The sequence below is a fragment of the Pseudomonas sp. CIP-10 genome (assembly GCF_020911845.1).
In the GTDB taxonomy this organism is placed as follows: Bacteria; Pseudomonadota; Gammaproteobacteria; order Pseudomonadales; family Pseudomonadaceae; genus Aquipseudomonas; species Aquipseudomonas alloputida.
The window spans coordinates 45,127-63,943 of the sequence record NZ_CP087160.1 but is presented as its reverse complement, the minus strand read 5'-3'; the positions used below and the strand labels follow the sequence as shown (position 1 = coordinate 63,943).

Genomic DNA, 18,817 nt, shown 5'->3' with positions numbered 1-18,817 from the left:
TTGAACAAGCCGGTGCCTACGATCAGCAGGAGTAGCAATGGATAACAAACGCAAGATCGCCCTCGCGGTAGCCGCTGTGGCAGCCCTCGGATTTGGCAGCCTTGCCTGGAACAACAGTTCCGGACAGCAGGCCGCCAGTACTGCCGAGCATGGCGCTAACGATGGCCATGGCGACGAAAAGAAAGCCGCATCTGCCGCCAAAGAGGAAGGTGATGAGGGCCATGGTGAAGAAGGCCACAGCGAAGAGGGCGGTGAAGAAGAGGGCAAGCTGACGCTCAGCGCTGAACAGATCAAGGCCGCTGGTGTTGCCCTGGAAGCTGCAGCGCCTCGTGACCTCGGTACCGTCGTGAGCTTCCCTGGCGAAATTCGCTTCGACGAAGATCGTACTGCCCACGTGGTTCCTCGTGTTCCTGGCGTTGTTGAGGCTGTCCAGGCCAACCTGGGCGAGACGGTCAAGAAAGGGCAAGTCCTCGCGGTAATCGCCAGCCAGCAGATCTCTGACCTGCGCAGCGAACAACAGGCCGCACAGCGTCGCGTCGAACTGGCGCGTGTGACCTTCGAACGTGAGAAGCAACTGTGGCAGGACAAGATCTCTGCAGAGCAAGACTACCTCCAAGCACGCCAAGCGCTGCAAGAAGCGGAGATCTCCTTGGCCAACGCCAAGCAGAAGGTCGGCGCAATCGGTGCCTCGGTTAACTCCGTTGGCGGTAATCGTTACGAGCTCCGCGCTCCCTTCGACGCCGTGGTAGTGGAGAAACACCTGACCGTCGGCGAAGTCGTCAGCGAGGCGACCAACGCCTTCATCCTTTCCGACCTGAATCAGGTCTGGGCGACCTTCGCAGTTCCGCCGACAGATCTGGGCAAGGTCACGACTGGCCGTGCAGTGAAAGTCTCTTCGCCTGACATGAACGTCGAGGTCGAAGGGAAGGTGGGTTATGTCGGCAGCCTGCTGGGCGAGCAAAACCGTGCAGCTACTGTCCGCGTCACCTTGACCAACCCCAACGGCGCCTGGCGTCCAGGCCTGTTCGTAAACATTGCGGTCACCTCCCAGACCGATCGAGTTGCCGTAGCGGTCCCTGAGCACGCTGTGCAGACCGTTGAAGACAAACCTTCGGTATTCGTACGCACCCCAGATGGCTTTGACACCCGCCCGGTAAAACTGGGTCGCCGCGACAATGGGTACGTGGAAATCATCGACGGTATTGAAGCCGGCGCCCAGGTAGCAACCAGTGGCAGCTTCACACTCAAGTCCGAGCTCGGCAAAGCTTCTGCCGAACACGGTCACTGATGCGAACTGACAGGATGATTTCTCATGTTTGAACGTATCATCAGATTCGCCATCGAGCAGCGCATCGTAGTAATGATCGCCGTTCTGATCATGGCGGGTATCGGTATCTACAGCTATCAAAAGCTGCCCATCGATGCGGTACCCGATATCACCAACGTCCAGGTGCAGATCAACACTGCAGCGCCTGGTTACTCGCCCTTGGAAACCGAACAACGGATCACGTTTCCAGTTGAAACGGCCATGGCCGGTCTCCCGGGCCTTCAGCAGACCCGTTCCCTGTCTCGCTCTGGCCTGTCTCAGGTCACCGTGATCTTCAAGGATGGCACTGACATCTTCTTTGCCCGCCAGTTGATCAACGAGCGGCTGCAGGTTGCGAAGGAACAGCTGCCAGAAGGTGTAGAGGCCGTCATGGGTCCGGTATCTACCGGCCTCGGCGAGATCTTCCTGTGGACTGTTGAAGCCGAAGATGGCGCGGTCAAAGAGGACGGTACGCCGTACACCCCGACCGACCTGCGCGTGATCCAGGACTGGATCATCAAGCCTCAGCTGCGTAACGTCCCGGGTGTGGCCGAGATCAATACCATCGGCGGTTATGCCAAGCAGTTCCTGGTTGCGCCGGATCCAAAGCGCCTGGCTACCTACAAGCTGACACTCAATGACCTGGTCGCAGCGTTGGAAAGTAACAACGCCAACGTCGGTGCCGGCTACATCGAGCGTAATGGTGAACAGTTGCTCATCCGTGCACCGGGTCAGGTAGGCAATATCGAAGACATCGCCAACATCGTGATCACCAGTGTGGATGGTGCACCGATTCGCATCAGCAGCGTTGCTGACGTCAGCATCGGTAAAGAGCTCCGTACAGGTGCTGCTACTGAGAACGGCCGCGAAGTCGTGCTCGGTACCGTGTTCATGCTGATTGGTGAAAACAGCCGCACCGTATCTCAAGCTGTCGCCGCCAAATTGGCGGACATCAACCGCACCCTGCCAAAGGGCGTGGTGGCTGTGACTGTTTACGACCGTACCAACCTGGTTGAAAAAGCCATCGCGACGGTGAAGAAGAACCTGGTGGAAGGCGCGATCCTGGTTATCGCCATTCTGTTCCTGTTCCTCGGCAACATCCGTGCGGCTCTGATCACCGCGATGGTGATTCCGCTGTCCATGCTGTTCACCTTCACAGGCATGTTCAACAACAAGGTCAGTGCCAACTTAATGAGTTTGGGGGCACTCGACTTCGGCATCATCGTCGACGGTGCCGTGGTTATTGTAGAAAACGCGATCCGTCGACTGGCTCATGCGCAACATAAGCATGGCCGCATGCTCACCAAAACCGAACGCTTCCACGAGGTCTTTGCCGCGGCGCGAGAAGCTCGCCGGCCGCTGATCTTCGGTCAGCTGATCATCATGGTGGTGTACCTGCCGATCTTCGCCCTCACCGGCGTCGAAGGCAAAATGTTCCACCCGATGGCCTTCACCGTTGTGATGGCGCTGCTGGGTGCAATGGTCCTGTCCGTTACCTTTGTTCCTGCAGCTATTGCCATGTTCGTCACTGGCAAGGTGAAGGAAGAGGAAGGCGTGGTCATGCGCACAGCTCGACTGCGCTATGAACCGGTTCTGCAATGGGTGCTGGGACATCGGAACATCGCTTTCTCGGCCGCAGTAGCCTTGGTCGTGCTCAGTGGTTTGCTGGCAAGTCGTATGGGTAGCGAGTTCATCCCAAGCCTCAGTGAGGGTGACTTTGCGATGCAGGCCATGCGTGTGCCTGGAACGAGCCTCACTCAATCTGTCGAGATGCAGCAGCGTCTGGAGAAAGCGGTGATTGCGCAGGTGCCTGAAGTTGAGCGGATGTTCGCACGCTCGGGTACCGCAGAAATTGCATCTGACCCGATGCCGCCGAACGCCTCTGACGCCTACATCATGCTCAAGCCTCAGGATCAGTGGCCTAACCCGAAGAAGCCTCGTGATGAGCTGATTGCTGAAGTGCAGAAGGCCGCAGCGGGTGTTCCAGGAAGCAACTACGAGTTGTCGCAGCCAATCCAACTGCGTTTCAACGAGCTGATTTCGGGCGTGCGTAGTGACGTCGCTGTGAAAGTCTTCGGCGATGACATGGACGTGCTCAACAACACCGCCAACAAGATCGCGGCAGCGCTCAAAGCGGTCCCGGGCTCATCGGAAGTGAAAGTTGAGCAGACATCCGGCCTGCCGGTGCTGACCATCAACATTGACCGCGAAAAAGCAGCACGCTACGGCCTGAACATCGCGGATGTTCAGAACTCGATCGCTATCGCCGTGGGTGGCCGTCAGGCCGGCACGCTGTATGAGGGCGACCGTCGGTTCGACATGGTAGTACGCCTACCAGAGACCGTTCGCACCGACGTAGCGGGTATGTCCAGCTTGCTGATCCCGGTACCTGCCAATGCGGCACAGGGTGCCAATCAGATCGGCTTCATCCCGCTGTCCCAGGTCGCCAATCTGGACCTGCAACTGGGCCCGAACCAAATCAGCCGCGAGAACGGCAAACGTCTGGTTATCGTCAGCGCCAACGTTCGAGGCCGCGATCTGGGGTCCTTCGTTGAGGAGGCGACCGCATCGCTGGACAAGAAGGTGCAAATCCCTGCGGGCTACTGGACGACTTGGGGGGGCCAGTTCGAGCAGCTGCAGTCGGCTGCCAAACGCCTGCAGATCGTTGTTCCAGTCGCCTTGCTGCTGGTCATGACCTTGTTGTTCCTGATGTTCAACAACCTGAAGGACGGCATGCTGGTCTTCACCGGTATTCCATTCGCACTCACCGGTGGTGTTGTGGCGTTGTGGCTGCGGGACATCCCACTGTCGATCTCGGCAGGTGTCGGCTTCATTGCACTGTCCGGCGTTGCAGTACTGAACGGCCTGGTGATGATTGCCTTCATCCGCGGGCTAAGGGAGGAGGGACGAACGCTCAGACAGGCAGTCGATGAAGGTGCATTGACCCGTCTGCGACCTGTTCTGATGACAGCCTTGGTAGCGTCCCTGGGCTTCATCCCGATGGCTTTGGCCACCGGCACCGGTGCCGAAGTTCAGCGGCCATTGGCGACGGTGGTGATTGGCGGGATCCTGTCCTCCACCGCACTGACCTTGCTGGTACTGCCTGCCCTGTATCACTGGGCACACCGCAAGGATGAAGACGGCGACGAGGCCGAAGTGGTTAGCTAACAGCCTCCGCTAAAGAGAAGCCCACAACACGTGTTGTGGGCTTTTTTGTTTAAAGTGAAGTAGATGCACTTACCTTTCAAAATTGTAAGTTTCTCGTCATGCCGGTGATGCCTATGCATTGCTAAGGTTACGCCCGAGAAGTTTTGAAATTGAGAGGGTTTTATGAAAAAGCTAATTATCGCTGCTGCACTTGTTGTTTTCTCGGTGGCTTCGCAGGCCAACACTTTCTCCGAGAGCAAGCAGCTTCAATACACCAAGGAACACCAGACCGCAGTGGCCAAGTACGCGGAGAAAAATGGCAAGCCAATGCCAGAGATTCAGGATTACAAATATGGCATGAAGATAGACGTTGCGAAATTCGTACGTCAGTCGCAGGACCCCCGTACCTGCCAGGTCTATCCACGGTTGATGACCTTCGAGGACTCCCAGGGCACGCTCAAGACTGTTCGTTACTCGATGTATTCGCAATGCATCAACAACAAGTAGTAAACGATTTGAACAGAACAATTAGAGAATTCATAAATGCCAGGCAGTGCCTGGCATTTTTTATTACGCCCGATACCCCATAGCTTCGAAATGTTAACGCCTGGGCTCGGGCAAACCGTGCAATAGATCTTAGCCAACCAACAGAGACGGCTCCCCAACTGCAGAGGGCAATTGGAAGCCTTGACCCCAGAAGGGACGAGTTATGAAGAGTTTGCTTGAACGCCCTGATGACCAAGCCGGGCATGAAGGTCATAGCCATGAGCATGGCGGCATTTTTGGAATGAACACAGAGCTGATTTTCGCGCTGATCTGTGGTGCTCTCCTGGGTGCCGGAGCTCTCGCAGGAAAACTTGGCCTGATTGATCGTCTGCCTCTGATTCTGTACGTGTCGGCCTACGTGTTCGGTGGATGGTTCACCACTAAGGAAGCGGTTACCAACATCCGTCAGAAACGCTTCGAGATCGACTCGCTGATGCTTCTCGCCGCAGTCGGTGCCGCGAGCATCGGCGCCTGGGCGGAGGGGGCTCTGCTGCTGTTCCTGTTCAGTCTGGGGCATTCCCTTGAAAGCTACGCGATGGGGCGGGCCAAGAAAGCGATTGAGGCACTGTCCAAGCTCGCACCAGCCACCGCGATCGTACGCAGAGCAAATGGCACGGTGGAGATGCCCGTGGAGCTGCTGGTTCCCGGTGACGTTGTCATCGTGCGCCCCAATGACCGCCTGCCGGCCGATGGTTTTGTAGTCGTAGGCTCCTCAAGTATCAACCAGGCGCCAGTAACCGGTGAGAGCGTCCCCGTGGACAAGCAACCTGTTCCTGATGCCGAACTCGCACGCAGCAAGCCAGATGCAGTGGATGCAGCCTCGAAAGTCTTCGCCGGTACCATCAATGGCGAAACGCTCATCGAGGTTGAGGTAACACGGCGCTCTACGGAGAGTACCTTGGCGCGGGTCATCAAGATGGTCAGTGAAGCCGAAGTCAGGAAGTCACCGACCCAGCGATTCACGGACCGCTTCCAACGCATATTCGTCCCGTTGGTTTTACTGCTGGTAGTCGGGCTGCTATTTGCCGGCATTTTCCTTGACGAGCCGTTCCGTGACTCGTTCTACCGGGCGATGGCCGTACTGGTTGCAGCCAGCCCCTGCGCGCTCGCGATCGCTACACCAAGCGCCATTCTCTCTGGCATCGCCAGGGCAGCCCGAGGTGGCGTGCTGATCAAGGGCGGTGCGCCACTTGAAGAGCTTGGATCATTGAATGCCATGGCATTCGACAAGACCGGTACCCTGACCGAAGGGCGCCCACGTATCACCGATGTAATACCCATAGGCGGCACGCAGATCGAGGATCTGCTAAACGTCGCCATCGCTGTGGAGTCGATGAGCGACCATCCGCTGGCTGCGGCAATTGTGCGTGACGGTGAAGAGATGATTGGCACACGGCGCCGATTCCAAGCCAAGAACATGAGCAACATGATTGGCCGCGGCGTGCGTGCTGAGCTTGATGGGCAGTTCGTCTGGATTGGCAAGGTCGAGATGTTCGGTACCAATGGTATTCCCGCACTCAGCAAGGCAGCCCTGGAGGCTGCGGAGCGTCTACGTCAGTCAGGCCGTACCACCATGGTGGTACGGCGTGCTGACAAGGATCTGGGCGCTATCGGGCTATTGGACACACCCCGGGAGGGGGCCAAAGAGGCACTCCAGAAGCTTAGAGAGATGGGCATCGAACGCATGGTCATGATTTCTGGAGACCACAACCGCGTTGCAGAGGCTGTAGCCAAACAAGTTGGCTTAGATGAAGCGTGGGGAGACCTGATGCCGGAAGACAAGGTCAAGGCCATCAAAAACCTGCGCCTTAGCGCCAAGGTGGCCATGGTGGGTGACGGCGTCAATGATGCCCCTGCCATGGCCAGTTCGAGCGTTGGTATCGCAATGGGGGCTGCTGGATCTGATGTTGCCCTGGAAACGGCTGATATCGCGCTTATGGCTGACGACATCAGGCAACTCCCATTTGCGGTGGGGCTGAGCCGTCACACGCGATCGATCATCCACCAGAATCTGTTCGTCAGCTTGGGGATTGTGGCCATCCTGGTTCCGTCCACCATCATGGGCTTGAGCATTGGTGCCGCTGTTGCGATCCATGAGGGCTCCACACTGTTGGTCGTCTTCAACGCCTTGCGCCTGTTGGCCTACCGCAGAAGCACCTGATCCCTGAGCTTCAATCATGAAGCTAAGCAGGGAAATGACCTGAAGTAGAAGTACGGGTCGTGCGCGATCAGCGCACGACCCGTACTTTTCTCTCACTCGTCGATCCCGATGCGCTTGAGGCTTTCAAGGGCCTTTCCGCACTCAGGTGAGCCATGCCGTAAGCCGCAGGCCAATGCAGCTTTGAGGCTCATGACACCGGCTACGAAACCGACTTGATTGCCGACTCCGTGTCCGTCCGCAAATCCCTGATCATACGCAATCTCGACAAGCGCATTGATCGCCGCCAGGGTGTCCTGTTTGTTTTTACTCTTTTGCATATCTACTCCGCGAGCATTCAGCTCATATCGCTCGGTTAGGTGGCGGCGCCTTCAGGTTTGGGGTGAGCGAATCCCGCTCCCATAGCCAATCCCTAACGGGGGGCTCAGCCCGCCACCGTAAGGAAAATCAGCTATTGAGAGCAGATGACTCGTTTTGGTCACCCGTGCTGCTCGCCTCACCGCATTGGCACTGAGTGGGTACATCCGGGTAGTCGCTGTGATTCTCAATGAACAGCGTTCGGCAGGTTTCGCACCCATAGATCCGGGGCAGGGATTTAAGGCCGCTCGGAAGCACGTCACTCAGAGGCTCGTTATGCCAAGGAGCCCCGTCAAGGATTCTTGAACGCAGGATGTTTCCCAGGCGCCAGGTGTCACTTTGTGCGCGCCAGGACCACATCGGCGCAGAAAGCGAATACTGGATGAAGGTCTCTTGTGACTGCCTGGATAGCGGGTACTTGGGGCGGGTCCAGCCGGAATCGATGATGCTGAACCCCATGCCCATTTCTGCGCTCGGGTGGGTCTTTTCACCAAAGAAACGGTCATGCGTCGCTGGAGCCGTCGCATGATGGTCAGTCGGTGGGAATACCCACAGATAACACTCATCCCGGTTGACCATGCTGATGAGCTCGCTTGGCCCCCGCATGGGGGAATTTGCAGCCAGGGCGAAGCGATCCTTCCACGACATTTTGGGAGGCGGCGCAATACCAGCAGCGATGGCCAACGTGGCAGTCTTGGGGACGAAGCGATCGCCTAGCTCGTTCAGATCCAGGTTCTTGCAGAGAGCCTTGAAGGCCTTTTTGCGAGTCTTCGAGCTGAAGGAGGGGTCAAGGAGCAGGCGAACCTGGTTCACGCCGATTCCCGCAGTTCGTAGCACCTCAATGACTTCTTCAGCCACACCGACTGCTTGAAGATCGGTCAATCCTAAGCACGTTTTCGCCCGCTCGACCGCCGCGTAGAGGTTGTACTGCCGTGTCTCGTTGTCACGACAGACCTGAATTGGCAGCTTGTCTTGGATGGCAACTTGCGGTGCAACGGAGCCGATGGCCGCGTGGAACAGCTGGTGGAGGTGCAGATGAGAGTACGGGCGGCCAGAAGCCGAGAACGAGGCGTGCAGCTGAGCAGCGAGAGGTTGAAGCAGCTTTTTTGCAGACATGACTATCCCCTAATGAGCGACGTTGGGGTAGCTGCGCTTGTAGGGCCGTTAGACGCGAAGCTGGACGTCGAATCAGGTTCAATCATGAATAGGAGTCAGGTTTGATTTGCTTGCACGGCCACCATGCAAAGCCCGACGCGGCAATCACATCAGATTCGCCGAGCTTTGGCAAGAGCGGTCATCGGTAAGCGAAAGCAGGTAGGAGGAGGGCGCTCCATGCTTGATCACCTCCAGAAACAGGAAAGCCGGAAGCACGTTGAGCGCTTCCGGCTTTCTCACGTCAGACTGATGAGAGGGATCAGAAGACGTATTGCAGGCGGGTCACGATGGCATTGCCGCTGTCGTCGCCCACGGTGTTCTCGTTGTTGTCGGTGCGCACGTTGATGTAGTTGGCACTGACTTTCACCGCCTCGTTGACGTACCAGTTCACACCCACCGTGTGGCTCTTGGCCTTGCGCTCGTTCGATTGGTCCGCCGCGGTGACCAGGTTGCCGTCTTCGACCTTGATATCGTCAAAGCGGTAGAAGACTTCCCAGGCCCCCAGTTCCTTGTTCTCTGGTTTGATAGTGTCGAACTTGGCACCATCGAGCTTGTAGATACGCGGCTCGCCGGTCAGGGTGTAAGCCATCTGGGCGTAGTAACCGGAGGCCTTCATGTCGTTGTTGGCCTGGTCAGCTTTCAGCTTGCGGCGAAGGTATTCCGCTTGAACCGAGAACGGGCCGGTGGCCCAGGCACCTTCGAGACCCCAGACCGAGTCGTCCTTCCACAGGCCATCTTGTGCAGCAGCACCGCCAAACAGCATGCGGTTGCCGTTGGTGCCGGCATCGCCGCCGCCATTGGTATCTACACCGCGGACGCCCAGACGCGAACGAATCCGGGTATCGACCGCACTGTTTTTGAGGTCGCGGTAAGCGTACTGAGCACCGACGTGCAGGACGTTGCCATCACTGTGCAGCGGTGCGAACACGCCACGTACGTTGTAGCGCTTGGTGCTGTCGCCATCCGAGTTGTTATTGGTTTCGCTGAAAACGCTACCGGAAACATAAGCCATGTCAGCGATGGTGCTGGTGGCTTGAACACCCATGCCGGCGTTGTCGTTGATCCAGTCCGCCAGGTCGTACGAGAGGTTCCGCTCCATGGCGGTGGTCCACTTCGAACTGGTGGCTTTCTCAAGACCGAAGTCGGTGTAGAAACGGCCAAAGCGCAGTTGCACCGGCTTGAAACCCGTGTAGGTCAGGCTGGCTTCGTCGAAGTAGCCGTCGGAGTCGTTGCCCGTGTTGCGGGAAAGGTCGTAGTTGAGCTGATACTTCCAGTCGCGGTACAGCACGCCACCGAGCTCAAGGTAGGCGCGACGGAAGTAGCCTGCGTCAGCGGTATCGCCATTCTTGGTGAAGACACCATCGAAACGGCCGTAGTCGGCCTGAACTCGGCCGCCCAGTTTGAAACTGAATTCCTTGTCAGAAGTCGATACTTCAAGACCGCCCTTGGTCTTCAGAACGATGTCAGCTCCGTCAGTGGTTACTGTTCCGGAGAATGCTTGCGAGGAAAATGTGCCTATTATTGCGGCAGCCAACAGCTTTTCCCGCATGTTCGAAGAACGGATCATTGCTTGCCTCTCGTATGTTAAGTGCTTAGCTACCGACGTTATATTTCGCCCTGCGCCGGCCTAAATTTATCTTGCAGATGGGAGCAGGCCACGGTTGTCACCTGCTGTAACAAGATGCCTTTGTTCTAAGCACTCTGACTAGGTTGCAAGCGAATATGACAGTTGTGTTTCTGTAGTGTTAACGGAGGAGTTTCAAACCTAACAAAACTGTTACCGAACAAGCCAGTCCTTCTTATCAAAGAAGCTCTTCTTGATCAATCTTCGAATTTCCAAAACCTGCGGATTGCGGACAAGCTTCGTTTTGATAACAAGATAGACATCTTTCTCCTCCAGGTCGTCCAGGAAACCCGGCACGGGTAGGATATTTCTCTCCAGTTTTCGGCTGTAGTCGGGCAGCACTCCAATACACGCACCGCCAACGACAAGGCCTCGTGATAGGTTGTAGCTCTTGACCCGAGTGGTACCGCCCTGATGCTCAGCCATTATCGATGCCCACTTTCGTGAGCCCGCCAAGATCTCTTCATCCCAAGGGACAACGAGCATGAAGTTGTGCAAATCCAAGCTCTCCACTGGAAGGGTGACGCTTCTTGAATAGCGGCTGGAAATGAACAGGGCGTGCCCAATCCGGCCAAGCCGTTCAAACCTATACGTAGGATGGCGATCAAGCGCGCCTTTATCATCTGGGCTCACCAAAGCGATACCCACATCGACTTCACACTCAGAAAGCATCTGCGTTGTGCATTCTGAATGGATTTCCAGCTGCATTTCGGCATGATCACGCACGTAGGCGACTAGATCGCGGTTTACGATGTCGTTCAGCACTGGCTCTGTGATCGCGATGGTAAGCCTGGGGACTTCCTTTTCACCGGACTTGCCAAGGCCGTCTGGGCCGAAGAGCTGGCACAGGTAATGGCTGACCCTCTCGCCTGTGCGGGTCAGGGCAAGCTTGTTGTGTTTGTAGACAAACACGGGAGCACCAATGTGCTCTTCCAGTTTCTCCAAGCGTTTCCGCAGGCCTACCACTGGCACATTGAGCCCTCGGGCAGCCTGTTTGAAACTGGCACAACGTGCTGTTGCGAAAAACTCTACGGCCAGCTGATCATCAATTGGCAAATCATCCAATATGTCAGGGCTGTAAGGAACAACGGTGCTTGTATATGTTTCATTTTGTGTAACCATTAGGTCCCCCTTAATTCGGGGAATCTATCTCAATGCCACCCGGTGTTTCCTTATCTTGTCAACATTGTAATCCACGGGTCATGCATGCGTTATCGGAAGGCTTTTATTTCGAAAGCGTAATTTTCAGGCAATCCCTCTGATATTGTAGCGTGCTAGCCTAGTGCGCCGACTTGTTACTTACCATATATAGATTCGGCTAATTACGCATTTACATTTAGTTCACTATTTTTTCACCTTTGCCTCCATAGGCTTTGGGCATGGAAAATCAAACCCCACCTCTTACTACCTTACTGATTCGTTATCTGGGGATCGGCTTCATAGCAACGGGAGTCCATTATGCGGTGTTCCTATTGCTGGTTACGACAGAATTCGTTACTCCGTTACTGGCCAGTATCTGTGGCGGCATGGTTGGCGCAATCGCGAGCTTCATTGGAAATAGGGCGCTCTGTTTTGTGGCAGATGGCTCTCGTAAGTTTCAGCCTGTCAGGTTTGCACTGGTCGCGTTAACCACAAACTTCGGCAATGGCGTGGGTATGTGGTTCCTCATCAAGTCGAATCTGTCACCGCTCATCTCCCAAGTCGTAGTGACCTTAAGCCTCACTGCACTTGGATTCATTGCACATCGTTTTTGGACATTCAATCATGCAGACATTACATCGCTTTCCCGAGCGCCCTGATCCCTTGTTAACCATCGTGGTCCCTTGCTTCCAGGAAGAGGAAACCATCCCCGAGTTCCACCAGCGAATCACCCGCGTGGTGAAGCGCTTACCCGTCTCCTGCGAAATCCTCTATGTCGACGACGGCAGTAATGACCGGACGGCCGACATTCTTCGCCACTATCAGGATGGGTCATCTGTACGTTGCCTGTCCCTGAGTCGCAACTTCGGCAAAGAGGCTGCACTGAGCGCCGGGATAGACCATGCCCGTGGCAGTGCGCTGATCTTCATTGATGTCGACCTGCAGGATCCACCAGAGCTCATCGCGGCCATGGTGGACTACTGGCAACGCGGCTACGACGTGGTGAACATGCAGCGCAACCTGAGAATCGGTGATTCGTGGTTCAAGCGCATGAGTGCCCGGGCTTACTACTGGGTCATGCAGCGCCTGGTGGAGAAGGTGGACATGCCGGCCGATGTCAGCGATTTCCGATTGATTGGGCCTGCGCCGCTGGCAGCCCTGCGGGCCCTGGATGAACGCTCCAGGATTCTCAAAGGCATGATCGGCTGGGTAGGCTTTCGTACCATCGAACTGCCCTACAATCGCACTGTTCGCCATGCCGGGAGCACCAAATGGAATGCAGCTGGCCTGTTCAATCTGGCCATCGAGAGCATCGTCAGCTTCTCTCGCAAACCACTGCGCATTTTCAGCCTCATCAGTTTCGGTCTTTTCGTCTCCAGCATCTGCTACATGCTTGCGTCGCTTGTGGCAGGCAGTTTCGACATCCATCACCTGATCGTCGGAATGGCTTCATTCATGTGCGTCGGTGTCGCCATGGTGGGGGAGTACCTGGGCGTGACACTCGCGGAAGTGAAGCGCCGGCCTCTCTATTTCCTGAAGCACAGCAACAAGGCAGATCCCGTGTCACTCCACCCTTCGATGGCTTCGATCGAGGGTAAGAAATGCTGAACCTGAAGAACGAGAGGACGCTGTGGTGGGTCCTGGGTTCGATTTTGCTATTGCGTTTGGTGGGGCTGGGCATCTACCCGCTGATGGACACATCTGAGGCCCGTTACGCTGAAATGGCTCGCAAGATGGTCGAGTTGAATGACTGGATCACGCCCATGTTCGACTACGGGGTACCGTTCTGGGGCAAGCCTCCGTTGTCCTTCTGGACCCAGGCCGCGAGCATGACGGTCTTCGGCGTTAACGAGTTCGCTGCGCGCTTCCCAGCGTGGCTACTCCACCTGGCAAGCTGTTTCATCATCATCAAACTCGGCACGCAGCAGATTTCTCGTAACGCCGGCATCTGGGCTGCCATTATTTTTTCCAGCACCACACTTGGCCTGGTCTCCAGCGGTGTTGTGCTGACTGACCCTGTTTTGTCGTTCTCGATTCTGCTGGCCAGCTACGGTTTCTGGCGTTGGATGAAGTGCGCCAGCAAGGCGGATGCCTACCTGATGTTCGCAGGTCTCGGGCTGGGCTTGCTTGCCAAAGGGCCGCTGACCCTGGTGCTTATGGGGGCGCCGGCATTCGCCTGGTTCGTTATCTACAAGGAATGGGGACGGGTACTGAGGCTTCCCTGGATTAGCGGCCTTGTACTTATGTTCGGTATATCCGTGCCATGGTATGTCGCGGCCGAGATGAAAACGCCCGGCTTCATGGAGTACTTCTTCGTTGGTGAGCACTGGAGCCGCTACGTCGTCAGTAACTGGGCAGGGGACCTCTATGGTAGTGCTCATGCCAAGCCGTACGGCAGCATCTGGATCCAGCTCGGATTGTCGCTACTGCCATGGGCCTTGTTTCTACCACTGTTGATCCGCAAGCGTGGATCGATGCAGCGCTTCAAAGCCTACCTCTGGCTGTGGGCCTTGGCGACACCGGTCTTCTTCACATTTGCAGGCAACATTCTGTGGACCTACCTGCTACCCGCGCTGCCAGCGTGGGCATTGCTGCTGTCTGCACGGGTCAGCGAAGTTGGCCCGAAGACCACCTGGGCTGCCGCTGCGAGCGCATTGGTGTTGCCAATCATCGGTGCGGGCATCATCTACGCCGGGGTACTAGAGGAGCGCCCTCAGAATCAGCGGGATGTGGTTCAAGCCTGGCTCAATGTGCAGTCTGCTCATTCCGCTCCCCTGATCTATCCTGGCCGCCGCTCATACTCGTCGGAGTTTTACAGCAGCGGGAAGTCCGAGAACATCAAGGATCCTGCCAAGTGGCCGCGGGATGGCTCGTTCTATCTGTCCAGGCGCTTGCGAGACAGCAAGGATGGTCTGCCCGCTGATCTAGCTTGCACATCGATCACCGAAGCGAACGCCAGCCAGCTCCTGCTGTGCCATTGGAAACGCCCCGCACAAGGTGCCGAGGGTCTGGCCGGAGAAAGCAATGCGGAAACGCCTCGCAAGAACGAAGGCTAAATTCCAAGCACAAAAAAGCCAGGTTTTACCCTGGCTTTTTTGTCGATTTCTTTCGTCATTTGAAGTCCTATTTAACCGCCGATTAATTGTCGGCTTGTTCCTTACCATCCTTGCTTTCTTTCTTTTGCTCTTGAGCGACTTGTTGTTTGTTCTGGTCCGAAGAGTCATCGCTCCATAGGCGAGCCTGTTCGGTTCGGAAGTTCTCGTTGAACTGTTTCGTTCGCTCGAAGCCGCCTTCAGCGTAAGCGGTACCCATGAGACCCAGCAGCAGGCTGCCAATAGCGATAGATTTGACAAATTTCATTGTGAACCTCGGCTCATACTAGGCCAACCTGATTAGCGGCCTTTGTTGGTTTGTAGTTTAGGAACGCGAAGCTAACGACAAGGTGAGTCAATAATTACAATTCCGTAATTTTGGCTGCAGATAGGATGCGTTAAATCTTCAAATCTGGAAGGATCATGTCTATCTCGGCACTGTCGAGGGCGACTTCGAATTTTCTCTTAAATTACAATTTTGATATCTAGCGCGTTAATTCAGCGCGGCGTTGTTGGCCGCCCTAGGAGATAGCCATGAATGACATAGAGCCCTGGGCAGTTGCTATCGGTGACTTTCGCCGCTGCACTGAAAAACTCACTGTCCAGCTCGATGAGCTGACCTCGCAGACGCGCACCTCCAGCGCTGTTTTGGAGAGGTCGAACGAACTGGTGGAGCAGGTGGACGCTGTCGGCCGGCAGATTCAGGAGGAGGTGCGAAAGGCGGAGAAGGCTTGGTCGAACGCGGAGGAGGTTGCCTTGCGCGCTGCTGCATCAGCGTATTCAGCTGCATGCCGCGGAGTCGACACCGCCATCCAGCCACTGATCTCGGAGCTTACAGCAGCGACAAAGGCGGCGGACGCCTCTATCCAGGAGCTCAAGCGGGCACCGGTGCTGGCCAAGCGTTATGTGATGGTGGTCGCCACGGCGTTCTTCATTCTGGCGCTGATCTGTGTCTACTCGACCATGCGCCTGATCGATGCCGCCGGCAGCGTAAGTGCTCAAGAGAAAGTGAATGCTCAGTACTTCTCACACCTGTGGAAAAACGCCAATCCTGACGAACAGAAGATTATTAAGTCGGTGATTCTGCGGTCGCCCATGGACCCTGTGGTCCTTCGGCACTGATGCATTGAGGCAAACAAAAGGCCCGTCGATTGACGGGCCTAATCGTGTCTGCGCAATTTAAGCGGCGGTCATTGCCGGCTGCATTTGCTGGGCTTCCGGAAAGTGAAGGTGGAACCAGGTGAAGTTTTCTTCGGTCACCTCCACGCTCGCCGATCCCTGGTGCAGACTCATGATCGACTGCACAATGGCCAAGCCAAGACCGGTACCGCCTTCGCTCCGTGCTCGGCTCTTGTCCACACGGTAGAACCGCTCAAACAAGTGCGCGTGGTGTTCCTTGGCAATACCACGGCCGGGGTTGCCGACACTCAACGTCGTACCGCTCGCACTATGCTGCACCTTAACGTAGACCGTGCGGCCGCGAGGGCAGTAACGGATCGCGTTCGAGACCAGATTCGAGACGGCACGTTGAACCATCAGGCGATTCCCGCGCACCACGTCATCACTGCCGGAGATCTGCAGCTGAATCTCGCCTTCTTCTGCTGAAATGCTGAAGAGATCGCACACTCGCTGAACCTCGTCGACCAAGGAGACGGATTCGAACTCCACCATTGATGCTGGATGACTGACCTGGGCCAAGAACAGCATGTCGGAAACCATGCGGCTCATGCGGTCCAGCTCTTCTGTGCACGACTCCAGAACCTCCCGGTACTCGGAAAGCGATCGTTCTCTGGTCAAGGCAACCTGGGCCTTGCCCATCAGGTTGGAAAGCGGTGCTCGAAGTTCGTGAGCAAGGTCGTCAGAAAACTGCGAGAGCTGCTGAACCCCATCATCCAGGCGAGCCAGCATGATGTTGATGCCGTCGGCGAGCATTTTGAGTTCTGCCGGCATCCCATCAGTTGGAAGGCGATGGTCGAGGCTCTCGGTTGAGATTTTCGAGGCGATCTTGAGGAACTTGGTCAGTGGTAGCAGGCCTCTGCGCACAGTCCACCAGCCAATGGCCAAGATCAGTGCGAGGATGACGGGGGACATCATCAAGGCCCAGGTCAGCAACGCATCGAGCAGCGCCTCACTGGATGACTGGTCCATGGTCATATAGACGCTGACCTCTGTTCCATCGCCCAAACGCATGATTCGAGAAGCACTCAGCAGAGGACGGTCCTGCGTATCACGCCATTCGTGCTCTTTGGGCTGGGCCGCCGGCTGAAACTTGTGCACCTCCAGATTGACCTGTTTCGAGCCAATCGAGAGCAGGGGAGTCTGATTCTGTGAGGTATCGAATATGCTCACATACAGGTTGTTGTGGCCCATGACCAAATCGACAAGCTGATGCGCATCCGCGTTGACGCCGGAGATGTCCGGGATGGTGGACAGGTTGTGAGCCATCCCCGCCATCTTTACTTCCAGGTCTGCTCTGGCATTTCTTTCCAGAGCCTTGCCTACCATCAGATAGCCAAAGGTGGCGAACAGAAGCAGCAACGCTGCGCTCATCAACCCAACTTTTAACCCCAGCTTTGCAGCCAGGCTGAATGGCCTCATGCGCGTTCCTCAAAAACGTACCCAACGCCACGAAGCGTGTGAATGAGCTTGGTTTCAAACGGGTCATCGATCTTCGAGCGCAAGCGCCGGATGGCTACATCGATGACATTGGTGTCGCAATCGAAATTCATATCCCAGACCAACGAGATGATCTGAGAGCGAGTCAGCGCTTCGCCCGTTCGGCTCATGAGCAGGTGCAGAAGCGCAAATTCCTTGGTGGTGAGATCGATGCGTGTGCCACCGCGGAAGACGCGATGGCGGACGGAGTCGAGTTCCAGATCGGCAATTTTCAGCGAGCTCTTCTCGACTAACTCATCACCACGGCGTTGCAGCGAACGGATGCGAGCAAGCAGCTCAGGGAATTCGAATGGCTTCACAAGGTAGTCATCCGCGCCGCCGTCCAAGCCCTTGAGCTTGTCATTGATGCGTCCGCGGGCGGTCAGCATGATGATGCGGACCCGGCTGGTCTTACGGATGGTTTCCAGCAGGTCCCAGCCGTCGATACCCGGGAGGTTCACGTCCAGGAGGACCAACGAATAGACATTAGTGTTGAACAAGTGCAGAGCATCTACACCGTTGTGCACGATATCTACGACATACCCGCTTTCGGATAGGCCCTGCTGAAGATATTCGGCAGTTTTAATTTCGTCTTCCACAACTAGAACGCGCATAACTTATCTCAAGGTGTGAGGAAGGAGTTGGCCTAATCCGCCAAGATTATGGTTGCAGGCTGTTCGAAAGTTTGGCTGAGGGTATGGCATGTGGTAGTCGCTACCTCTGTCCATACGCCGGGTCACCTGAGGACGCTTGAATCTTAACGCGAAGAAGCTGGCCGCGGCGAAATCCTACAAATTTGTAATGTAGCCGCAAGATTTCTGACAGTCATGCAGGCTCCACCCCTAAGCATAGCGGATTCTGGGGCCTGCGGCGGTGTATGACAGATTCGCCTGGCAGGTGGAATCGGCCAGGACAGGCAGCATTTCGGTCGTTAGCTTGCAAGGACTGGTACTGGCCTTGGATCGAGGGCGCCACGCAGGCAGACCCCATGCACGGCCGCAAACCGCAGCGCCTTTCTGCAAATTAGTTCACGTGGCGGCTCGATATTCTCTCGAATAATTATCTTACAATCTATTACATGTCCAAATTGTAATTGCACGATCATCTTGGTGTTAGCCTCCTTTGCTAGTTTAAGGGCAGCGGAAGAGGCATCGCTGCTTTGGAAATTGTCTCATTTCAAAGCAGCTTGGCAAGAGCACCGAGCAGTTGTTCGCGCCAGTGCATTCACCTGTAAACCATACGCTCCTTTGGTAGGTGAATTTTAGCGCCCCCCTACGGGCGCTTTTTTATTAAGGGACTTCTTATGAACACTACTGTATCAGCGATCGCCGTGTTTATGCTCTTTACATCACTAACAGCCAATGCCCAAAGCGGTATGGAGATCAATAAACACATCGAGCGTACTGCTAGAGAGGCTACAGCGGATTATGCTCAACGCGTAAAAAAGCCCATGCCTCAACTAGAAGACTACGCCTATGGCATGGACCTGGACGTTGGTAAGTTGGTGTATGTATCACCCAATGTGCGGTACTGCGGTAATGTAAGAAGCATGATGACCTACGAAGACTCGAAAGGCGAACTGCACATGGTTCGCTACCTGGTGAAGGGCGAGTGTGTTAATAGCCGTTAAGACTCAT

At 55.8% G+C, this 18,817-nt stretch carries 16 protein-coding genes; 9 read left to right on the top strand and 7 right to left on the bottom strand.

Translation table 11 applies throughout. The features are described from left to right. Nucleotides 1-37 precede the first annotated feature (37 nt). The 4 genes from LMH93_RS00300 (at nt 38) to LMH93_RS00285 (ending at nt 7,160) form a co-directional block, all read left to right on the top strand. The gene (locus LMH93_RS00300) at nt 38-1,288 is read left to right on the top strand and encodes an efflux RND transporter periplasmic adaptor subunit (RefSeq protein ID WP_010951455.1); all 1,251 of its coding nucleotides are present in this window, start codon (nt 38-40) and stop codon (nt 1,286-1,288) included. A 24-nt stretch (nt 1,289-1,312) separates the two neighbouring features. Further along, a complete protein-coding gene (locus tag LMH93_RS00295; RefSeq protein ID WP_010951454.1) occupies nt 1,313-4,474 on the top strand; it encodes a CusA/CzcA family heavy metal efflux RND transporter in 3,162 nt (1,053 codons plus the stop codon). Between the two features lie 162 nt (nt 4,475-4,636). Next, nucleotides 4,637-4,960, top strand: a complete 324-nt coding sequence (locus LMH93_RS00290; protein ID WP_003253432.1) for a DUF2790 domain-containing protein — start codon at nt 4,637-4,639, stop codon at nt 4,958-4,960. Nucleotides 4,961-5,162: 202 nt separating this feature from the next. After that, a complete protein-coding gene (locus tag LMH93_RS00285) occupies nt 5,163-7,160 on the top strand; it encodes a heavy metal translocating P-type ATPase (protein WP_010951452.1) in 1,998 nt (665 codons plus the stop codon). Nucleotides 7,161-7,252: 92 nt separating this feature from the next. Here the strand turns inward: LMH93_RS00285 and LMH93_RS00280 are convergent, their stop codons facing one another. The 4 genes from LMH93_RS00280 to LMH93_RS00265 form a co-directional block, all read right to left on the bottom strand. Further along, nucleotides 7,253-7,477: a hypothetical protein gene (locus tag LMH93_RS00280; protein WP_010951451.1), complete on the bottom strand. Its 225-nt coding sequence runs from the start codon at nt 7,475-7,477 to the stop codon at nt 7,253-7,255. A gap of 127 nt (nt 7,478-7,604) precedes the next feature. Next, nucleotides 7,605-8,630, bottom strand: coding sequence for a hypothetical protein (locus LMH93_RS00275; protein WP_011953109.1), 1,026 nt, complete (start codon nt 8,628-8,630; stop codon nt 7,605-7,607). Nucleotides 8,631-8,928: 298 nt separating this feature from the next. Continuing rightward, nucleotides 8,929-10,236, bottom strand: coding sequence for an OprO/OprP family phosphate-selective porin (locus LMH93_RS00270; protein ID WP_009395904.1), 1,308 nt, complete (start codon nt 10,234-10,236; stop codon nt 8,929-8,931). A gap of 210 nt (nt 10,237-10,446) precedes the next feature. Next, a complete protein-coding gene (locus tag LMH93_RS00265; protein ID WP_010951447.1) occupies nt 10,447-11,415 on the bottom strand; it encodes a LysR family transcriptional regulator in 969 nt (322 codons plus the stop codon). Between the two features lie 257 nt (nt 11,416-11,672). Here LMH93_RS00265 and LMH93_RS00260 point away from each other — a divergent pair, with 257 nt between their 5' ends. The 3 genes from LMH93_RS00260 to LMH93_RS00250 are packed head-to-tail and all read left to right on the top strand — an operon-like array spanning nt 11,673 to nt 14,489. After that, nucleotides 11,673-12,092, top strand: a complete 420-nt coding sequence (locus LMH93_RS00260; protein ID WP_010951446.1) for a GtrA family protein — start codon at nt 11,673-11,675, stop codon at nt 12,090-12,092. Then, on the top strand, nt 12,058-13,041 hold the full coding sequence (locus LMH93_RS00255) for a glycosyltransferase family 2 protein (protein ID WP_010951445.1): 984 nt from the start codon (nt 12,058-12,060) through the stop codon (nt 13,039-13,041). Before LMH93_RS00260 ends, LMH93_RS00255 begins: the two co-directional genes overlap by 35 nt. Then, a complete protein-coding gene (locus LMH93_RS00250; RefSeq protein ID WP_010951444.1) occupies nt 13,035-14,489 on the top strand; it encodes a phospholipid carrier-dependent glycosyltransferase in 1,455 nt (484 codons plus the stop codon). The genes LMH93_RS00255 and LMH93_RS00250 overlap by 7 nt, the downstream gene beginning before the upstream one ends. A gap of 82 nt (nt 14,490-14,571) precedes the next feature. Here LMH93_RS00250 and LMH93_RS00245 read toward each other — a convergent pair whose 3' ends face one another. After that, nucleotides 14,572-14,793 (bottom strand): hypothetical protein, encoded by a 222-nt coding sequence (locus LMH93_RS00245; RefSeq protein WP_010951443.1) that lies wholly within the window; start codon nt 14,791-14,793, stop codon nt 14,572-14,574. Between the two features lie 266 nt (nt 14,794-15,059). On the opposite strand from LMH93_RS00245, the gene LMH93_RS00240 reads away from it, so the two are divergent. Next, complete coding sequence (locus LMH93_RS00240; protein WP_010951442.1) at nt 15,060-15,647, top strand: hypothetical protein; 588 nt, start codon at nt 15,060-15,062, stop codon at nt 15,645-15,647. A 57-nt stretch (nt 15,648-15,704) separates the two neighbouring features. Here LMH93_RS00240 and LMH93_RS00235 read toward each other — a convergent pair whose 3' ends face one another. After that, entirely contained in the window at nt 15,705-17,123 is a 1,419-nt protein-coding gene (locus LMH93_RS00235) for a heavy metal sensor histidine kinase (protein ID WP_010951441.1), read from the bottom strand. Beyond that, nucleotides 17,120-17,794, bottom strand: a complete 675-nt coding sequence (locus LMH93_RS00230; protein WP_003253457.1) for a heavy metal response regulator transcription factor — start codon at nt 17,792-17,794, stop codon at nt 17,120-17,122. Before LMH93_RS00230 ends, LMH93_RS00235 begins: the two co-directional genes overlap by 4 nt. A 689-nt stretch (nt 17,795-18,483) precedes the next feature. Here LMH93_RS00230 and LMH93_RS00225 point away from each other — a divergent pair. Beyond that, complete coding sequence (locus LMH93_RS00225; RefSeq protein ID WP_010951440.1) at nt 18,484-18,810, top strand: DUF2790 domain-containing protein; 327 nt, start codon at nt 18,484-18,486, stop codon at nt 18,808-18,810. Nucleotides 18,811-18,817: the final 7 nt, after the last annotated feature.